At 67.7% G+C, this 16962-nt stretch carries 16 protein-coding genes; 2 read left to right on the forward strand and 14 right to left on the reverse strand.

Going from position 1 to position 16962, the window contains the following annotated elements:
- Positions 1-21: 21 nt before the first annotated feature.
- From D6T63_RS13025 to D6T63_RS13045, 5 genes are all read right to left on the reverse strand, one after another.
- Entirely contained in the window at positions 22-840 is an 819-nt protein-coding gene (locus D6T63_RS13025) for a shikimate 5-dehydrogenase (protein ID WP_268878025.1), read from the reverse strand.
- 32 nt (positions 841-872) lie between these two features.
- Positions 873-2183 carry a hypothetical protein gene (locus D6T63_RS19245; RefSeq protein WP_182976996.1) on the reverse strand — a complete coding sequence of 437 codons (1311 nt, stop codon included), beginning with the start codon at positions 2181-2183 and terminating at the stop codon, positions 873-875.
- Complete coding sequence (locus D6T63_RS13035) at positions 2180-2605, reverse strand: hypothetical protein (RefSeq protein ID WP_120149477.1); 426 nt, start codon at positions 2603-2605, stop codon at positions 2180-2182. Before D6T63_RS13035 ends, D6T63_RS19245 begins: the two co-directional genes overlap by 4 nt.
- A gap of 92 nt (positions 2606-2697) precedes the next feature.
- Positions 2698-4056 (reverse strand): hypothetical protein, encoded by a 1359-nt coding sequence (locus tag D6T63_RS13040; protein ID WP_120149478.1) that lies wholly within the window; start codon positions 4054-4056, stop codon positions 2698-2700.
- Positions 4057-4058: 2 nt separating this feature from the next.
- A complete protein-coding gene (locus D6T63_RS13045) occupies positions 4059-4406 on the reverse strand; it encodes a DUF6507 family protein (protein ID WP_120149479.1) in 348 nt (115 codons plus the stop codon).
- Between the two features lie 271 nt (positions 4407-4677).
- On the opposite strand from D6T63_RS13045, the gene D6T63_RS13050 reads away from it, so the two are divergent.
- Positions 4678-5817: a glutamate--cysteine ligase gene (locus D6T63_RS13050; protein WP_120149480.1), complete on the forward strand. Its 1140-nt coding sequence runs from the start codon at positions 4678-4680 to the stop codon at positions 5815-5817.
- A gap of 10 nt (positions 5818-5827) precedes the next feature.
- On the opposite strand, the gene D6T63_RS13055 is transcribed toward D6T63_RS13050, so the two are convergent.
- The 6 genes from D6T63_RS13055 to D6T63_RS13080 form a co-directional block, all read right to left on the reverse strand.
- Entirely contained in the window at positions 5828-6073 is a 246-nt protein-coding gene (locus tag D6T63_RS13055; RefSeq protein WP_120149481.1) for a hypothetical protein, read from the reverse strand.
- 119 nt (positions 6074-6192) lie between these two features.
- On the reverse strand, positions 6193-8169 hold the full coding sequence (locus D6T63_RS13060; RefSeq protein ID WP_120149482.1) for a beta-galactosidase: 1977 nt from the start codon (positions 8167-8169) through the stop codon (positions 6193-6195).
- A gap of 39 nt (positions 8170-8208) precedes the next feature.
- The gene (locus tag D6T63_RS13065; RefSeq protein WP_120149483.1) at positions 8209-8838 is read right to left on the reverse strand and encodes a hypothetical protein; all 630 of its coding nucleotides are present in this window, start codon (positions 8836-8838) and stop codon (positions 8209-8211) included.
- A complete protein-coding gene (locus D6T63_RS13070) occupies positions 8835-9755 on the reverse strand; it encodes a carbohydrate ABC transporter permease (protein WP_407923744.1) in 921 nt (306 codons plus the stop codon). The genes D6T63_RS13065 and D6T63_RS13070 overlap by 4 nt, the downstream gene beginning before the upstream one ends.
- On the reverse strand, positions 9752-10735 hold the full coding sequence (locus D6T63_RS13075) for a carbohydrate ABC transporter permease (RefSeq protein ID WP_120149484.1): 984 nt from the start codon (positions 10733-10735) through the stop codon (positions 9752-9754). Before D6T63_RS13075 ends, D6T63_RS13070 begins: the two co-directional genes overlap by 4 nt.
- A gap of 19 nt (positions 10736-10754) precedes the next feature.
- Positions 10755-12047 carry an ABC transporter substrate-binding protein gene (locus tag D6T63_RS13080; protein WP_120149485.1) on the reverse strand — a complete coding sequence of 431 codons (1293 nt, stop codon included), beginning with the start codon at positions 12045-12047 and terminating at the stop codon, positions 10755-10757.
- Between the two features lie 161 nt (positions 12048-12208).
- Here D6T63_RS13080 and D6T63_RS13085 point away from each other — a divergent pair, with 161 nt between their 5' ends.
- Complete coding sequence (locus D6T63_RS13085; protein WP_120149486.1) at positions 12209-13192, forward strand: acetylxylan esterase; 984 nt, start codon at positions 12209-12211, stop codon at positions 13190-13192.
- A 19-nt stretch (positions 13193-13211) separates the two neighbouring features.
- Here D6T63_RS13085 and D6T63_RS13090 read toward each other — a convergent pair whose 3' ends face one another.
- The 3 genes from D6T63_RS13090 to D6T63_RS13100 all read right to left on the reverse strand — a co-directional run bounded on the left by D6T63_RS13090 (position 13212) and on the right by D6T63_RS13100 (position 16911).
- Positions 13212-13643 (reverse strand): DUF1801 domain-containing protein, encoded by a 432-nt coding sequence (locus D6T63_RS13090; RefSeq protein WP_120149487.1) that lies wholly within the window; start codon positions 13641-13643, stop codon positions 13212-13214.
- 138 nt (positions 13644-13781) lie between these two features.
- Positions 13782-14231 (reverse strand): BLUF domain-containing protein, encoded by a 450-nt coding sequence (locus D6T63_RS13095; protein WP_235830738.1) that lies wholly within the window; start codon positions 14229-14231, stop codon positions 13782-13784.
- Positions 14232-14343: 112 nt separating this feature from the next.
- Positions 14344-16911, reverse strand: a complete 2568-nt coding sequence (locus D6T63_RS13100) for a rhamnogalacturonan lyase (protein WP_120149488.1) — start codon at positions 16909-16911, stop codon at positions 14344-14346.
- Positions 16912-16962: the final 51 nt, after the last annotated feature.

Consider the following 16962-nt stretch of genomic DNA (forward strand, 5'->3'; position numbering starts at 1 on the left):
GTCCATGTGCCGGCCCGACGGTCAGGCCTGCTGACGGGAGAACTCCCCCGCGGCCCGGACCTGCTCGGGAGTAGGGCGGATGCCGGTGTAGAGCACGAACTGCTCCTCCGCCTGCAGTGCGACCACCTCGGCGCCCGTGATGACCGGTGTGCCCGCAGCCCGGGCAGCGCGGATCAGGGGTGTCTCGGAGGGCACGGCGACGACGTCGAACACCACTTCGGCGGCGTCGATGGCGGACTGCGGGAAGGCGACGGCGTCGGCATCCGTACCGGTCATGCCGAGCGGCGTGACGTTGAGGATCAGGTCGGCGGTCGACTCCCCCACATCCTGCTGCCAGCCGAACCCGTACAGGTCCGCGAGCGCCCTGCCCGTCCGCTCGTTGCGCGCGACGACCGTCACGTTCGTGAAACCGGAGTCCCGCAGGGCAGCGACGACGGCCTTGGCCATGCCACCGGAACCCCGCACGAGGACCGAGTGCGTGGTGGGGACCGCGTGCTCGCGGAGCAGCCGGGCCACAGCCGCGTAGTCGGTGTTGTAGGCGGTGAGGACGCCGTCGTCGTTGACGATGGTGTTGACGGAATCGATCGCCTTCGCGGACTCGTCGAGGTGGTCGACGAGCGCGATCACCTCCTCCTTGAACGGCATCGAGATCGCGGCGCCCCGGATGCCGAGTCCCCGCATACCGGCGATGGCGGATGGCAGGTCCGTCGGCGCGAACGCCTTGTAGATGTAATTCAGCCCCAACTCCTCATAGAGGTAGTTGTGGAAGCGCGTCCCGACGTTGCTCGGGCGCGACGCGAGGGAGATGCACAGGGTCATGTCTTTATTCAGGATGGGCACACCGCCATTGTGCCTGCCATGCCACGGTACTTCTAGCGGACGCCCGCCCGAACCAGTCCGTCGTGCACGAAGCGGGCCATCACGCTCCACACCGCCGACGACGCGAACGGTTCGAGCTCCATGCTGCCGCCCTGGTTGACGAATGCCAGGTGCTGCCCCGCTGTTCCGGCCGACAACCACGTGTTCTGGGGGGCAGCGGCGCCGGACTCCTGCAGGGACCAGGCGAGCCACGGCTGCTCCCACAACCTGACGAGCGCAGGATCACGTCCCGGCGCGCTGGTCAGCGCTCCGGTTTCCAGCCGGCGCGCGAACGCCTCCCGGGTGACGGCCACGTTCTCCCCGATGTAACTCCATGCGGGTCCGACCCCGAGCCAGGCGACGAGGACGGATGGCAGGTGCGCAGCACTCACCAGCGCCACCTGCACCTGCCCGAGCGCGGGCGTTCCTGCACCACGCGCAGCCGCCGGCGCGGGTCCGGACACCAGGAAGGCGCCGTCCGCACCCACCCATGCCGTGACCGACGTCGCGAGATCTGCGCGCTGGGCGCCGACCGCGAAGGAGAAGGTGGGTCCGCGTAGCGGTGCGACCAGGCTCAGGCCCGCCGCCGCCAGCTTCCCCGATGCATCCATGAGGCCCGCGGCGGACAACTCCTCGATCTGGGCGCGACGACGGAACCGGTCAGCCATCCCGACCCCCTTGCCGTCCGCGCACTCCATCAGCAGGTCGAGCGCCTCGTTACTGATCACGGGCCCGCCGGACACGAACGGCTGGACCGCGGCGATGCGGGAGAGATCTTCCAGCGGGCGTCCGAGGTGCTCGGAGGCGACGGGATCAAGTGCGGGCTCGGCCGACGCTCGCTGCCCCGGTCGGGTGGCCACGGACATGTTGTCCACCCTCGCCAGCTCGACCATGCGGTGCAGGAGGGTCTCCATCCCGACCGACTGATCCGGGGCGAAGCTGCCGATGATCTCGACGGACAGGTCCCCGAGGACGCAGAACCACCGGAGGACGCACACGGCCTGTCCAGCCTGGAGATAGGTGAACGTCTGGCGGCGTGCAGGGACATCGGCCACGGTCGCTTCCTCGTGGCCGACGATGTGCGCCTGCGGGAAGGACTGCAGAGTCGCGATCACAGCCCTGGTGGACAGCGCAGCCAGGGAAAGTCCGCCCGTAGAGCCCAGGCGCACCACGAGGTTGGGCCGGAAGGTACCCTCCGGAACCTGGGGATGTGCGAGCACCAGGGCGGCCCCGGCCTCGTCCAGGCGTTCCCAGGCGGCCAGCCGCGGCAGGGTCACGGGCCCCGCGGTCTCCCACTGCCATTGCTGGTCGGTGTGCGTCGTCATGGCGCGTTCCGTTCTTCCGTCGGGCCGAGGGGCTCACCGGTGGGACCCTGGCGCAGCACACGGCTCCGGTACTTCGCGGCGTACAGGCCGCCGCCGCGCTTGATCTCATCATCCGAGTCCTTCATCCAGCGGGGCTGAAGGAACCGCGGGACGTAGAAGCAGCCGACGAGGCCCGACACCAGGCAGGCCATGAGGAACAGGCTGATGGGACCAGTCACCGCCTGCGGCAGCCTGTAAATGAGGTCGTTGAAGGGCGCGCAAGCCATCAGGATGCCGATCGGCAGCATCGCCAGGCTCGGTTTGCCGGGCAGGAAGCTGTCCCCGACCAGCAGGTACATCCACTTCTGCCGGATCATCGAGATGCTCGCCCAGGCGAGGAAGAGACCCAACGGCAGGATCGTGATCAGGAGTATCGGGGACATCAGGACATCGGACTCCGTTGCAGGCAGGAACAGGCGGTTGCCTGAGGGGCATGACGGTCGGGAATACAGCAGCCGTCCACAGTGACGCCAGCCTAACCGAACACCGAGTTCCAGCCCTCCGAGATGGCATCCCCGGCATCCGAAAGCGCCTCCTTCGTGCCGTCGTACGCATTCTCGGCGAGATCCGCCGCTGCGTCCTTCACGCTGCCTCCGCCCAACCAGTCCGGCAGGTCCTGGTCGGCGAGGTAGGAGATGCCCATGCCGACGCCGAATCCGATCACGGTTCCCACAGGACCGCCGATCATCGTTCCCACGGCTGCACCGGCCACCCCTGCACCGAGGTCGACGGCGGTCTTCGCACCGCCGCGCACCGCACCGAGCTCGTTGGCACGGGCGTTGCGGTCGGCTTCGCTCATCCTCGGGGACTCCACGAGGAGGCGGTCGTAGGCCTGGGCGCGCTCATCAGCGATCGTCAGGCCGGCCATGCCGACGGCGACGACACCGCCGCCGACCTTGAGGGCCTTGAGTCCGTGGGGAAGTTCGCCGAACGTCGGTCGGGGAGTCGACGACGTGGGGGCAGGCTTCCAGTCGCCCGGGTTCGCGTCCACCCGGGCCCGGTAGGCGGACGACAAGTCGTAGAAGCGCTCGTGGACCTCCGGACGCCAGTCCACCGCGGCGGCGAAGCCGTTGCGCGTATAGCGCTCCGACACGGTTCGTCCGTAGTCGGGATGGTCGGGGTTGCTGATATGGATCTCGCGCCCGCCGATGTTCAGGTACCTGTCGCCGGCGATCTCCGCAGCAGTCAGCGGACCGGTCGGATCGAGCGGCGTGAAGCGGAACTGCTGCCAGGGCATCGGGACCTGGCGGTAGGCGGTGATGTCCACGCGCTTGAAGGTATGGGTGCTCGAGTAATTCGTGCTCGCTGCGACGACCAGGCCGGCCTCGGGCCCGCTCAGGGTGCTGACGGTGTTGTCCACCGTCCCGTCGATGCCCTTGAGGGCAGCCACGCAGGTCGTCACCGCGTCGTCGTAGCGTCCGGCCAGCCGGTCGATATCACCCTGGAGCCAGCCCTGCTGGGCAGCGTCCACGGGCGAATCCGGATCGGCGGGGTCCACTGTCGGCGGGTCGGCTTCGAAGGAGGATATTTCGGCGAGCAGAGCGGTCCGCTCAGCCTCGAGCTCCCGGACCGTGCCGGCGAAGGCGGCAAGGGCGGTCTGCGCCTGTCCGGCCGCCAGGTCGACAACATCACCGTGGGGGGTGATCGAGGTGAAGACGGCCAGCACCTCCACCTGTTCCGGGGCTTGATAGCTTCCCGAGAGTCCGGACCACGTGGAGGAGAGCCCATCGACGGTGGTCGAGACGTCGGCGCCCGCGGAGGCGATGTCACCGGCGGCCGCTTCCAGCTCCCCCGGTGACGCCCACTGCTGCAGGCCGCTGGTATCGAAAGCCATGGCTACTCCTTCGCGTCGTCGATGGCGAGGGACGGCATCTGCGTGACCTGGCTGCGGGCGGTGTCCGCCATGGCGGCGTCACCCTCGACGTACGCGTTCACTGCAGCGCTGACGCCATTCACGGCGTTCTCGACGCGCGTGGTCGCCGCTTCGCACTGCAGCACCAGGACGTCGTTCCAGAGTCCGATCAGGGCGTCACCGATCTGCTGGCTCCTCGACGCTCCGATCGCCGCGTCGACAGCCGAACTGAGCTTGGTACGGGCAGTGCCGATCGCCTCGCTGTCCGCCTGCACCGTGGACAGCACGCCGCGGCATGCTCCCACGCTGATGTCGTACCCCGGTATCGCCATGATCGTCCCCCAGTAAGTTCACGTGCTGGTGAGGCCTCGGCCTCCCACGTCTTCCTGCACTCTATGCGGCCGGGGTGGCGTCGGCGATGGGGAGAACTACCCACCCCACCGCGAACCGCGACCGGCGTCCTTCATACCGCCGTGACACATGCGGTCGCGGGATGCCCGTAGCAGGTTGTCGTTATTACACTTGAGGACGGTCCTCCCCGCGACGGCGCACTACCGGGGCCTCATCCAGCACCTTCGTCCGTTCCGTTCCAGGAGTGTCTTCTTGAAGATCGATTTCGCCCAGTCAGCCCAGTCAACGCTCGGGGTCGAGTGGGAACTGGCGCTCGTGGACCGCTACAACGGCGAGCTGGTCTCCGTGGCCAACCAGGTCCTGCGGGGCGTCAGCGCGAATCATCCCGAACTGCAGGACGACGACGAGCACCCGCATATCAAGCAGGAGCTGCTCCTCAACACCGTGGAGCTCGTCACCGGGGTCTGCACCACCGTGGCAGAGGCGAAGGAAGACCTGTCACGCTCCCTCGCGGCCGTGCGGGAGGTCACCGATCCCATGGGCGTCGAGCTTTTCTGCGCCGGATCGCATCCCTTCAGCGCTCCCCGGTTGCAGCAGGTCACGGACAGGGAGCGCTACGCCAAGCTGATAGATCGCACGCAGTGGTGGGGCCAGCAGATGGTCATCTACGGCGTGCACGTCCACGTGGGTCTCGATTCGCGCGACAAGGCCCTCCCGGTGGTCGACGGCCTGGTGAACTACTTCCCGCACTTCCAGGCGCTCTCGGCGTCGTCGCCCTTCTGGGGCGGGGAGGACACGGGGTACGCCTCGCAGCGCGCGCTCATGTTCCAGCAGCTGCCCACCGCCGGATTGCCCTTCCACTTCGACGACTGGGCCGCGTACGAGTCCTACGTGCAGGACATGTTCACCACCGGGGTGATCGACGCCGTCAGCGAGATCCGCTGGGATATCCGGCCGGTCGGGAACCTCGGCACGGTCGAGATGCGCGTCTGCGACGGCCTGTCCACCCTGCAGGACGTCGGGGCGGTCGCCGCCCTCACCCAATGCCTCGTCCACGAGTTCTCGGAGACGCTCGACGCCGGAGGGAGCATCCCCACCATGCAGCCGTGGCACATCCAGGAGAACAAGTGGCGGGCAGCCCGCTACGGCCTCGACGCGATCATCATCCTCGACGCCGACGGGAAGGAGCAGCTCGTCACCGAACACCTCGTCGAGGTCCTCAACCGGCTCGAGCCCATCGCCGCGAAACTCGGCTGCAGCAGCGAGCTTGCCGACGTGGAGGGCATCCTGCGCCGAGGCGCCGGCTACCAGCGCCAGCGGCGCATAGCGACGGAGAACGACGGCGATCTGCGCGCCGTCGTGCTCGACATGGTGGAGCAGCTGCGCGCCTAGCCGCGAGCGGTCAGCGCTGACCGCCCGTGAAGCGGTCGTCGGTCGTCGGGTTGTCCGCCGGGGTGTCCTCGAGGCCGATGTTGCCGGCGATGGTCTCGACCGACGGGTCGCCGTCCGGTACGGCCTGGTTCGCGATGAGGTCGACCTCGTCGGCAGCGGTGAGCGGGCCGTCCTGGATCTGGCCGACGTCGGTCGGATCGATCCCCTCGGTGCTGCCCAGGTCCTTCAGGTGGTGGTTCTCGCTCGGCTGTTCCATACTCCCGAGCCTAGGCCGCGCCTCGCTGCACCAGCGATGGGATTCAGGGCGAATGGCCGCGTTGCCTCCGACGTCGATGAGGTGTACCGGACCTGCACGAGCGATGCCCGGTGGCTGGTTCAGCCTTCCATCAGGACCAGGGCGTACCCGAAGGGCTGCAGCACCACGCCGTCGACGGCACCACCCCCGAGGGCGTCCTCGCCCCGCACCTCGACGTCGACCGCTTCGGTGCCGTGGTTGATGACCGTCAGCAGCCTGCCTCGCCGGATGGCTTCGACCGTGGGCGGAAGTCCCGGCAGGACCGGCTCCACTCCCGCCGCCGCGAACAGGGTCCGGAGCACGAGCCCGGCGCCGTCGTCGTCGGGCACCGTGGCGACGTAGTACGCGCTCCCCGATCCCCGGTTACTGACCGTGAAGGCGGGCCGGCCGTCCTCCCGGCCACCGACGAACCGGGCCAGGACCTCGGCGTCGACGACACGCGCCTCCTCCGCCAGCAGGGAACCTGCGAAGGCGATGCCGTTCCCCGCCACCCTGGCGTGTTGCTGGCCGGGGCCCGTGGATCCAGGCGGCACGAGCGCACCGAAGTCTTCGATGACGACGCCCAGAAGCTCCCGCAGCTGCGTGCCGAAGCCGCCCGACCGGAAGCGGTCGTTCTCGTCCACGACGTCGCTGAAGGCCGTGACGAGCAGGTGCCCGCCCTGTCCGACGAACGCCGCGAGGTTCGCGGCGGCCTGCTCGGTCAGGAGGTAGAGCTGGGGGGCGATGACGACGTCGTACTGCTCGAGGCGGGCGGTCGGCGGCAGGAGGTCGACCTGCACGTGCAGGCGGTGCGCGGCGTCGTACCAGCCGCGCACCAGGGACAGGTAGTCCAGCGCGGCGGGATGGTCGGGGTTCTCGATCGCCCACCAGTTCTCCCAGTCGAGCAGGATCGCGACGCGGGCCGAGCCTTCGTCGGCGGGCAGTCCGGGCAGTGAGCCGAGCTCGGCGCCCAGGGCCACCACCTCACGCCACGTGCGGGTGTCGGTCCCCGCGTGCGGGAGCATGCCGGAGTGGAACTTCTCCGATCCCGCCCGCGACTGCCGCCACTGGAAGAAGAGGACGCCGTCGGCTCCGCGAGCCACCGCCTGCATGCTCTGAGCCGCGAGCTGGCCGGGTGCCTTCGGCGCATTCGAGGGCCGCCAGTTCACGGCGCTGGAGGCCTGCTCCATGAGCAGCCACGGCGTCCCGGGCTTGAGCGACCGCATGAGATCGCCGTGGAATGCACCCTCCCTGAAGCCCTCCGGGTCATTGGGATCCGGGTAGAGATCGTCGCTGATGACGTCGAGTTCGGGGGCCCACTGCGCATAGTTCACCGGCTTGAACGCCCCCATGAAGTTGGTGGTGATTGGCTGGACGGCGCCCGCGGCCCGGATGATGTCCCGCTCCATCAGGTAGCACTCGAACAGCATGTCCGAGGTGAAGCGCCGGTAATCGAGCAGCTGGCCGGGATTGTGGCTGTACGGCGCTCGGCGTGGCGGGAAGACCTCGAGGAAGGAGCCGTAGCGCTGCGACCAGAACATGGTGCCCCACGCTTCGTTGAGGGCTTCGACCGATCCGTAACGCTTCTTCAGCCAGTTCCGGAAGGCATCCCTGGCCGCGTCGGAATAGTCGACGTTCAGGTGGCACCCGTACTCGTTGTTCACGTGCCAGAGCACGACGGCGGGGTGCTGGGCGTACCGTTCGGCCAACCGCGAGACGAGACCGGCGGCCAGTCTCCGGTACACGGGCGACGACGGAGCATAGTGCTGGCGGCTCCCGTGCCAGTAGGTTACTCCGGACTCGTCGGCGGCCAGCATCTCCGGGTAGGCGACGGTCGCCCAGGGCGGCGGTGACGCCGTCGCCGTCGCAAGATCCACGGCGATCCCGCCGTCGTGCAGGAGGCCGATGATGCGGTCGAGCCACTCGACGTCGAACTCGTGCTCGGACGGCTGGATCCGCGCCCACGAGAAGATGCCGAGGCTCACCATGGTGACCCCTGCCTCACGCATCCGAGCCACGTCCTCGGGCCAGATATCCTCCGGCCACTGTTCGGGGTTGTAGTCTCCGCCGTAGTGCAAGGGATCTCCAGGAGTTGTCGGGATGAACAGGGGGAAGAACTAGCGCCGCGGGCGGACCGAGGTCGCGAGTGCTGCGAACACCAGGCACCCCACCCCGGGCACCACCAGTGGCGGCAGCTGCCAGGTGACCATCAACGTCAGGACGACGGCGGCGACGAGCCACAGGACCCCCGCCGGATCCTTCCGGGCGTCCCTCAGCCACCGACGCCCTGCAGCACGCCAGGATCGTGAGGCCGGCCAGCGCGCCGTCGTTCCTGCCAGAGCGGCCAGCACACCGGCAAGCAGCACGACGCCGGCGGCGAGGATGACCTGCCACCCGGGCAGCAGTCGCGAATTCGCGACGATGATGTCCAGCAGGAGCAACCCGACGGCCAACACGACGCCCAGGCCCGCCAGCCATCCAGTCCTCAGGGCCGCCGTGAAGTCGGCGGCGAACTGCCTCAGCGGGGAGTCCTCGGCACGGAGGAAGCGGTGCAGATGGGCGGATCCCGCCGCGAAGGCCGCGGGGATCGTTACTATCCCGAGGCTGGCCACGCAGCACAGTACCCCGACCCACAGGACCTCCCCGAAGAGGGCGAACCGTGCCGTCGCCCCGGGCCAGCGCAGGGAGCTGCCGTCGTGCGTCGCTGCGTGGCGATCGCGCACCGCCTCACGCTGGCGGCGGGTCATCCCTTGAGGCCCTGGGTGGCGACCCCGTCCACGAGGAAGCGCTGGAAGATGATGAAGAAGAGCATCACTGGCAGCAGGGCCAGCACGGAGATCGCGATCGTCGCCCCGTAGTCCGAGGTGCTCGTCTGGTCGTTGAAGATGCGCAGCGCGAGCGGCAGCGGGTACTTGTCCGGGGAGTTCAGGTACAGGAGTGGGCCGAGGAAGTCGTTCCAGCTCCAGATGAAGGCGAAGATCGACGACGTGATGAGGGCCGGCTTGATCAGCGGCAGGGTGATGGAGAAGAAGATCCGTCCGTGCCCGCAGCCGTCGATGCGCGCGGCCTCGTCCAGTTCGCGCGGCAGGTTCCGGATGAACTGGACCATGAGGAACACGAAGAATGCCTCGGTGGCCAGGAACTTGCCGGCCAGCAGTGGCCAGAAGGTGTCGATCAGTCCGAGGTTCCGGAAAATGATGTACTGCGGGATGATCAGCACGTGGAACGGCAGGAGCAGCGTCCCGATCATGGCGGCGAAGAGGACCTTGCTGCCGCGGAAGGTGATGCGCGAGAAGGCGTAGGCGGCCATCGAGGAGGAGATGACGGTGCCGATCACCGCGCCGACGCCGAGGAGCAGCGAGTTCAGGAAGAACTTCCACGTCGGGATGCCGGCGATACCCTGCATCACCTTGACGAAGTTGTCGAACGTCGGGTTCTCCGGGAGGAAGCCCTGGTTGCTGCCGAACTCGGAGTTCGGCTTGAGCGATGCCGAGAACATCCAGAGCAGCGGGTACAGCACGATCGCTGTCAGGGCCACGATGGCGATGATCCAGAGCGCTGTCGGGATGTGGCGGCGGGCGGGCCGGCGTCGTCGCGGAGGCTGCGTGAGCCTCCCCGGATCCGACGGGACAGGGACCGCGGGGTTCGATTCGATGGTGGTCACTTGGAGTCTCCTGCGTAGTGGACCCAGTTCTTGGAGGTGCGGAAGAGGATGAACGCGAGGACGCCGACGGCGAGCAGCAGCACCCAGGCCATCGCCGAGGCGTAGCCCATCTGGTTGTTCGCGAAGGCCCTCGTGTAGAGGTACACCGTATAGAAGTTGGTGGCACCTCCGGGTCCGCCGGTGCCCGAGCCGATGATGTAGGCGGAGGCGAACACCTGGAAGGCGTTGATCATCTCGAGCAGCAGGTTGAAGAAGATGACGGGCGAGAGCATCGGCACGGTGACGCTGATGAACTTGCGCCAGGGCTTCGCGCCGTCGACCGACGCCGCTTCGTAGAGCTCCGCCGGTACTCCCTTGAGGCCGGCCAGGAAGATGACCATCGGGGCACCGAACTGCCAGACCGCGAGGAGGATCATCATCGGCATGATCAGGGAGGGGTTCCCGATCCAGCCGCCGAGGTTGATGCCGAAGAGGTTCAGTGTCCCGTCGACGGGACCGTCGGTGGAGAACATGGCACGCCAGACGATCGCGATGCTGACGCTGGCCCCGATGAGACTGGGGGCGTAGAACGCCGACCGGAAGAAGCCTGTACCCCGCGCCTTGTAGTTCAGGAGCATGGCCACCGCGAGTGCGGCCGCGAGCTTGATGGGCGTTCCCACCAGGACATAGATGAGGGTGATCCGCACCGAGCTCCAGAACTTGTCGTCCTCGGCCATGCGCGTGAGGTTCTCGAGACCTGTCCACTCGGGGGCGGTGAAGAGGTTGTAGTCCGTGAAGGCGAGGTAGAGCGACGCCAGCATGGGACCGAGCGTCAACCCCACGAAGCCGAGCAGCCAGGGCGAGAGGAAGACGTACCCCGCTATTGTGTCGCCGTTGCGACGGCGGGGCCGGGGTGCGCCCGTCCGGCGGCTGTCCGCCGGACGGGCACCGGATTCGGCGGTGCGGGTTGCTGCTGGCGCGTGCGCTGAGTCCGTAGTCACGGTCTGACTCCCTGTCCTGCTAGTTTCCGAGCGTGACGGATGCTTCGTCGAAGAACTGCTGCGCGGCGTCGTCGGGCGTCACGGAGCCCAGGCCGATCGACTTGCCCAGATCCCAGAAGGTCTGCTCGATGGCGCCGAATCCTGCGACCGGAGCCGCGGGCGAATCACCGATGCGGTCCTCGACCGAGTCGAGGTAGTCCTTGACCGCTTTGTCCGGTCCTTCGAGGTTCGCGCCCTCGAGCTGCGTCTCCGAGGCGGGGATGCCGAGCGTGGCGCCGAAGATCTCGCCGACCTCGGGGCTGTTGATGAGGAAGTCCACGAAGGCCGCGGCTGCTTCCGGGTGCTCGGTCGAGGAGGATGCTGCCTGCATGAGGCCGACCTTGCGGTACAGGTCCTTCTCGTCCGGGTTGCTGGTCGGTGGTGCGACGATCGTGATCTCTTCGGCACCCGAGTCACCGAGGTAGCCCCCGAGGAAGTTGCTCCAGCTCATCTCGCTCGTCGTCAGGTTGCCACCGAAACCGGAGACCGGATTGATCTCCTCGAGCTTGCTCTGCGGCACGGTGACCTTGTCACGGTTCTCCTGGCCTTCCTTCCAGTGGTCCGCGAGCTCCTCCTGCGTGAAGTTGAGCTCACCCTCCTCGGTGAACAGCTCCTGGCCGTCCTGGCGCAGCTTCAGTTCGAAGTCCTGGATGCGCTGGGTGGTGTCCGTGCCTCCGTAGACCGTGCCGCCGCCCGCTTCCGTCACGGCTGCCATGTAGGTGTTGTAGTCCTCCCAGCTCGTGCCACCCTCGTAGGGCTCGACGCCGGCCTCGGCCAGCAGCCCCGGGTTCTGGAACACCGACCAGGCGCTGTAGCCGGTGGGAATGGCGAACGTGCCGTCCTCGAGCTTCCCGGTGGTGAGGAGGCTTTCGTCGATGGCGTCGGTGGTGACGCCGTTGTCGAAGTACTCCTCGAGGTTGAGCAGCAGGCCGTTGTCGCCGTACTGGCGGAGGTAGGTGTAGTCGAACTGCATCACGTCCGGCAGGCCACCGCCCGCGGCTTCTGTCTGGCGCTTCTCCCAATAGGAGGGATAGTCGGTGAACGTGTCGTTGATCGTGATGTTCGGGAACTTCTCCTCGAACGCCGTGATGGCCTGGTCATAGCGGGCGGCACGATCATCGTTGCCCCAGAACGTGTAGTTCAGGGTGATCTGCTCTTCGGTATCGAGGGCGGCCGGCTCATCGCCGCCACCGCCACAGCCGGTCAGGACCAGCCCGGTAGCGGCCAAGGCTGCGACGCCGGTCAGGGTGCGCCGTGAGAGAGTGCGGAACATCTTTGTCCTCCTGGAAAACTTCTTCGTCACCATCGTGGGACGCCTTTGGGAAAGCGTTATCCCACAGCGTAGGTTGAATCGTATCAATGGTCAACAGTCCGAGCCGGTAAGGCTGCACGGCCACTATCCTCGCCCATCCGCGCCATGAAAGGATGCACGCCATGCCCCACTTCGATCTCCCCCTTGCCGAGCTGAGGCGCTACCTGCCGGAGCGCGATGAGCCCGCGGACTATGACGCCTTCTGGGACAGGACCCTTTCGGAGCAGCGCGCGCATGCCACCTCCCCCGTCTTCGAGGAGGTGGACGCAGGCTATTCCCAGCTCGTCACCGAGGACGTCACCTTCGCGGGCTTCGACGGCCAACCGGTGAAGGCGTGGTTGCTGCGGCCGCGTCACGTCCGTGGTCCCCTGCCGACCGTCATCACCTACATCGGTTACGGCGGAGGCCGTGGACTGCTCGGCGAGTGGACGGGGCTGCCGAGCGCGGGCTTCGCGCATTTCGTGATGGACCTCCGCGGGCAGGGGTCGGGGCACCGGACCGGCGATACCGGGGACGGACCCCTGACCGGTCCGCACCACGGCGGATTCCTGACGCTCGGCATCGCCGACCCTGACACCTACTACTACCGGCGGCTCTTCATGGACGCGGTGCACGCGGTCGAGGCCGCCCAGCAGCATCCCGCCGTCGATCCGGCGCGCATCGTCCTGTCCGGCGGCAGCCAGGGCGGCGGCATCACCCTTGCCGCAGCAGCACTGACGCAGCGCGTGAATGACACACCTCCGGTCGGGGCGATCGTCGACGTCCCCTTCCTCGCCCATGTCCGGCACGCCACCGAGATCGTGGCGACCGCCCCCTACTCCGAGATCGTGAACTACCTGGGCACGCGGCGGAACGACGTCGAGGCGGTCTTCCGGACGCTCAGCTACTTCGACGGGGTGAACTTCGCAGCACGCAGCACCATGCCCGCCATGTTCTCGGTCGGACTGCTCGACGACGTATGCCCGCCGTCGTGCGTCTTCGCCGCGCACAACCACTACGCCGGACCCGCACGGATGAAGGTGTACCCCTATAACGGGCACGAGCAGGGCGGCGCCTTCCAGGACGTCGAGCACCTCGCCTTCATCCGGGAACTCATCGGCGACTGATCCTTCCACCGGTCCGCCGTCAGGACGCGGACGGGCTGTGCAGGACCGTCGTGGCGTACTGGTATCCGTCGCGGATCAGGCGCTCCAGGACGGCGGAATCGATATCCGCCAGCCTGTTCACGTACAGGCAGCCCGCGCCGCGCCTGTGCTTCCCCAGTTCCGGCAGGAGCGCCTCCGAGCGACTGTCGTAGGTCAGTCCGTAGAGGACCAGGTGCGCCTTGCGCGGCGAGAAGCCGACGGCCGCGGCATCGCCCTGGTGACCCGAGGCGTACCTGTAGTGGTAGGACCCGAAACCGATGATCGACGGCCCCCACATCCGGGCCGGCTGGCCCGTCAGTTCTTCCATGAGGTGGAGCACGGCCTCCCCGTCGCCGCGTCGGACCGGATGCGGGACAGCAGCGAGGAATAATGCAGGGTCGACGGCGGTCGGGCGCATCACGGGATCAGGCATGCCTGCACTATCCCGCACAACGGACGGTGACCACCAATCAGCAGGGCACCCGACGCCGGACTGCTCCGCGCTCCTGGGAAGGCCGACCGCAGGACACGCCGGCCCTGATGGAGGGCGCGGTCGACGCCGGTGGCACGGTCAGCGCAGCTGGATGGCCCGATCCTGGAACCAGCGGATCAGCTCCCGCAGCGCCTGCAGGGAGTCGGACGGATCCTCGTCGCGGTCGAGATCCGCGAACGTGGTGCGGTAACCGGGAACGTCATCTTCCATGGCCTCGGATACCGGCTCGTAGCCCATAGTCCAGTCAGGGAACTGCCGCTCGTCGATCGTCCCCTGCAGCAGGATCCGGACGTCGGTGTGCTCCGGATCGGCAGCGATGATGGACATACGACGGCGGAGCACGTCCTCGGGACCCTCGAGCACCTGGAGGAAACGCCCGTTGCGGTAGAGCAGCATGCCGGTCAACTGGTGGCGGGCGTTGTTCTCACGACTGAGGGCCAACAGCGCCCCCAGGTCTTCCGCGTCGTAGGGATGTGCCGCACTGCTGGAGTAGACGATCGACAGCAGGTCATGGGAAGCGTTGCTCACACCTGCCAACCTACCGGAGAACCGGGCATCCCTGCCCCTTGTCAACGGAATCCGGCAGGACCGCGTACCCGTCCGCACGCGGTCCTGCCGGACGTTTCTGGCTCGACGCCGCTCAGGCCAGCATCAAGAGCACCACAGCGCCCGAGTGGGCGAGCGCGGTGCGCGCATCGTCGGAGACCGATCCGGGGCTTTTCTGTCCGAGCCGATCGAGGAAGGTGTCCACGGCGCGCGCCGCGTTGCCCGCCTGGTCCCGCTCGACCGCGCGCTGCGCCTGGTCGAGGGAAGCACGGAGCTGCTGTACCGCTGGTCCTGAGATCCCGCCCGCGCCTACGAGCTGCTCGAACTGGCGCTGCAGGGCCGGAATCGCCCCGGGCAGGAAGGCGTCGGGTACCGGGACATCGGCGAAGTCCGTGTCCGAGGCGAGGTAGAAGCTCGTGTAGGCAGGCTGGTTGTACGCTGTGTTCTGCCGGGCGATCTCGGCCCGGTACTGCGGATCGTGCATCAGCGTGTACAACTTCCGGTCCGTCACCTCGGTGCTCGTGAAGATCCGGATCGCCGAACTGTCTGCGGTGCGGACGAGCAGCTCCTCGCGCCAGTCGCCGAACACGTCGGCCACCAGCGAGGGACTGCCTTTCGTGCCGTTGTTCGTGCGCGTGTCCGTGGCTGTCAGGAGCCGTCCGCGCCGCGCGTCATCGATGGTCGTGGTCTGGTTGCCCGTCCCGTTGACGAGCTGCGTGGTGCCGTCGGCTGCCCACCGGATGCTCATGTTGGTGCCGGGCCCGTTGCCGGGAAGGACCTGCCCGGAGGCTGATCGCACGCCCACCGCCCAGTTCTCGAGGCCCCGGACCGCCGGGTCGATGTCGCCGATCATGCCGCGCCCGGTGTCCTTGCCCGTGTACCCGCCGAACAGGACCTCACCGTCGGCCGCGTCCCTCATCGCCCAACCGTAGGGAGCGCCCGTTGCTCCCTCGTGCACGGAGAAGATCTCCTGGCCCGGACGGTCCGGGTCGATGTCGGTCACGTGGATGGCATCGCCGTGTCCCAGCTTCGCCTCCGTGCCCGGTGCCGCGCTGCCTGCCGGGAGGGTGTCGGAGGAGCTGTACAGCAGCGATCCGTCGTCGTCGATCGTGGCGCTTCCGTAGACGATTTCCTGTCGGCCGTCGCCGTCGACGTCGGCCGCGCTGAGCGAGTGGAATCCCTGCCCTGTCAGTGAACCGAACTCCTCGCTGCTGCCGCGTCCGCCGTGCGGGCCGTCATTGAACGGGTTGGTCATCGGCACGTGACCCGAGTCCACGGTCCAGTCCTTCGTCAGCCGCTCGCCGTCCCAGCTGTAGGCGACGACGTTGGCCCGCGTGTAGTAGCCACGGGCGAAGACGGCGGAGGGATTTTCGCCGTCGAGGTAGGCGACGCCGGCGAGGAACCGGTTTACGCGGTTCCCGGGCTCGATGCGCGCCATGGCGTAGTCGCCCCAGAGCAGCCCGTCATCGCCGCGGTCCGGTTCGTACGGGACGGTCTCGAGCTCGACACCGCTGGCTCCCTCGAAGACACTCAGGTACTCGGGCCCGTCGACGATGAAGCCCTCGAAGGCGCGGAGATTGTTCCTCGCACTCCGCGAGGGGGCATAGACGTCCATGAAGTAGTCCGTCATGGCGCGGGCGTCGGCGTCCGAGAGCGGGTACTCGTAGCGCGGCGCGATGCCGAAGGCCTCCTCGAGGGTGGCGGGCCAGGTGCTGGCGACGACCTCGGGGTGGTCCTGCCAGCCCTTGAACATCCCGACGACGTGTTCGTAGTAGCCGTCGTCGCTCAGGCGGTAGTCATCGGCGTCCGTGACGCCGGCGGCGACGTCCGCCGCCGGAATCGTCACGAAGCTCTCGGACGTGACGTCGCCGTCGGGCCCGTAGGTCGTGGTCTTCGTCCCCGGCGCGGTCTTGAGCATCATCTCGGAGCGGCCGTCGCCGTCGAAGTCGGACACCATGAACTGCGTGTAGTGGGCGCCGGAACGGATATTGACGCCAAGATCGACCCGGCTGAGGAGGCGCCCTGCGGCCGTGTAGGTGTCGATGTAGGTGTTGCCCGTGTAGCCGATCTGCGAGACGTCCTTCGAGTTCGAAGGCTCCCACTTCACGAAGTACTCGTAGGATCCGTCACCGTCGACATCCCCGACGCTCATGTCACTGGCGGAGTAGGTGTAGGCCTCGCCGACGGGCGTCACGCCACCGGAAGGTTTGGTGAGAGGCAGGTCGGTGAAGGCCTGGGTCCACGGAGTCACCTCTGCGCTGACCTCCACCTCCGCTCCGTCCACGACGGCGGCGATGCTGTAGCGCGCGCCTGGTGCGGCATCCGAGCCGGCGTCCGTGTCGAGGAAATTGGTGCTGTCGGTCACGGTGGCGATGGCGACGCCGTCGCGATAGACCGTGAAGTCGGTGCCTGTGAGGCCGGCGGCGGTCGCGCCGGTGACCTCGGTGGCCCTCAGGCGCCAGCTGAGGAAGACACCCTGCGGTGTTGCCGCGGCAACGAGGCCGCGGTCGAGATATTCGAGCTGCACTCCCCCGATCGGTGCCGCGTTGCCGGACCCCGGCCCCTGCGCCGCGGCCGGAACCGAGAGACCGCCGAAGGCGAGGAGGGCGCCGGTGGCTAGGGCAACGCACGCGGGAACTGCTGTTTTCTGTGCCGAACTCATCGTTGAATCCTCTGGTTGGAAAACGCTTTCCTTCCCACGCTAGGATCTTCC

Source organism: Arthrobacter cheniae (assembly GCF_003602275.1).
In the GTDB taxonomy this organism is placed as follows: domain Bacteria; phylum Actinomycetota; class Actinomycetes; order Actinomycetales; family Micrococcaceae; genus Arthrobacter_D; species Arthrobacter_D cheniae.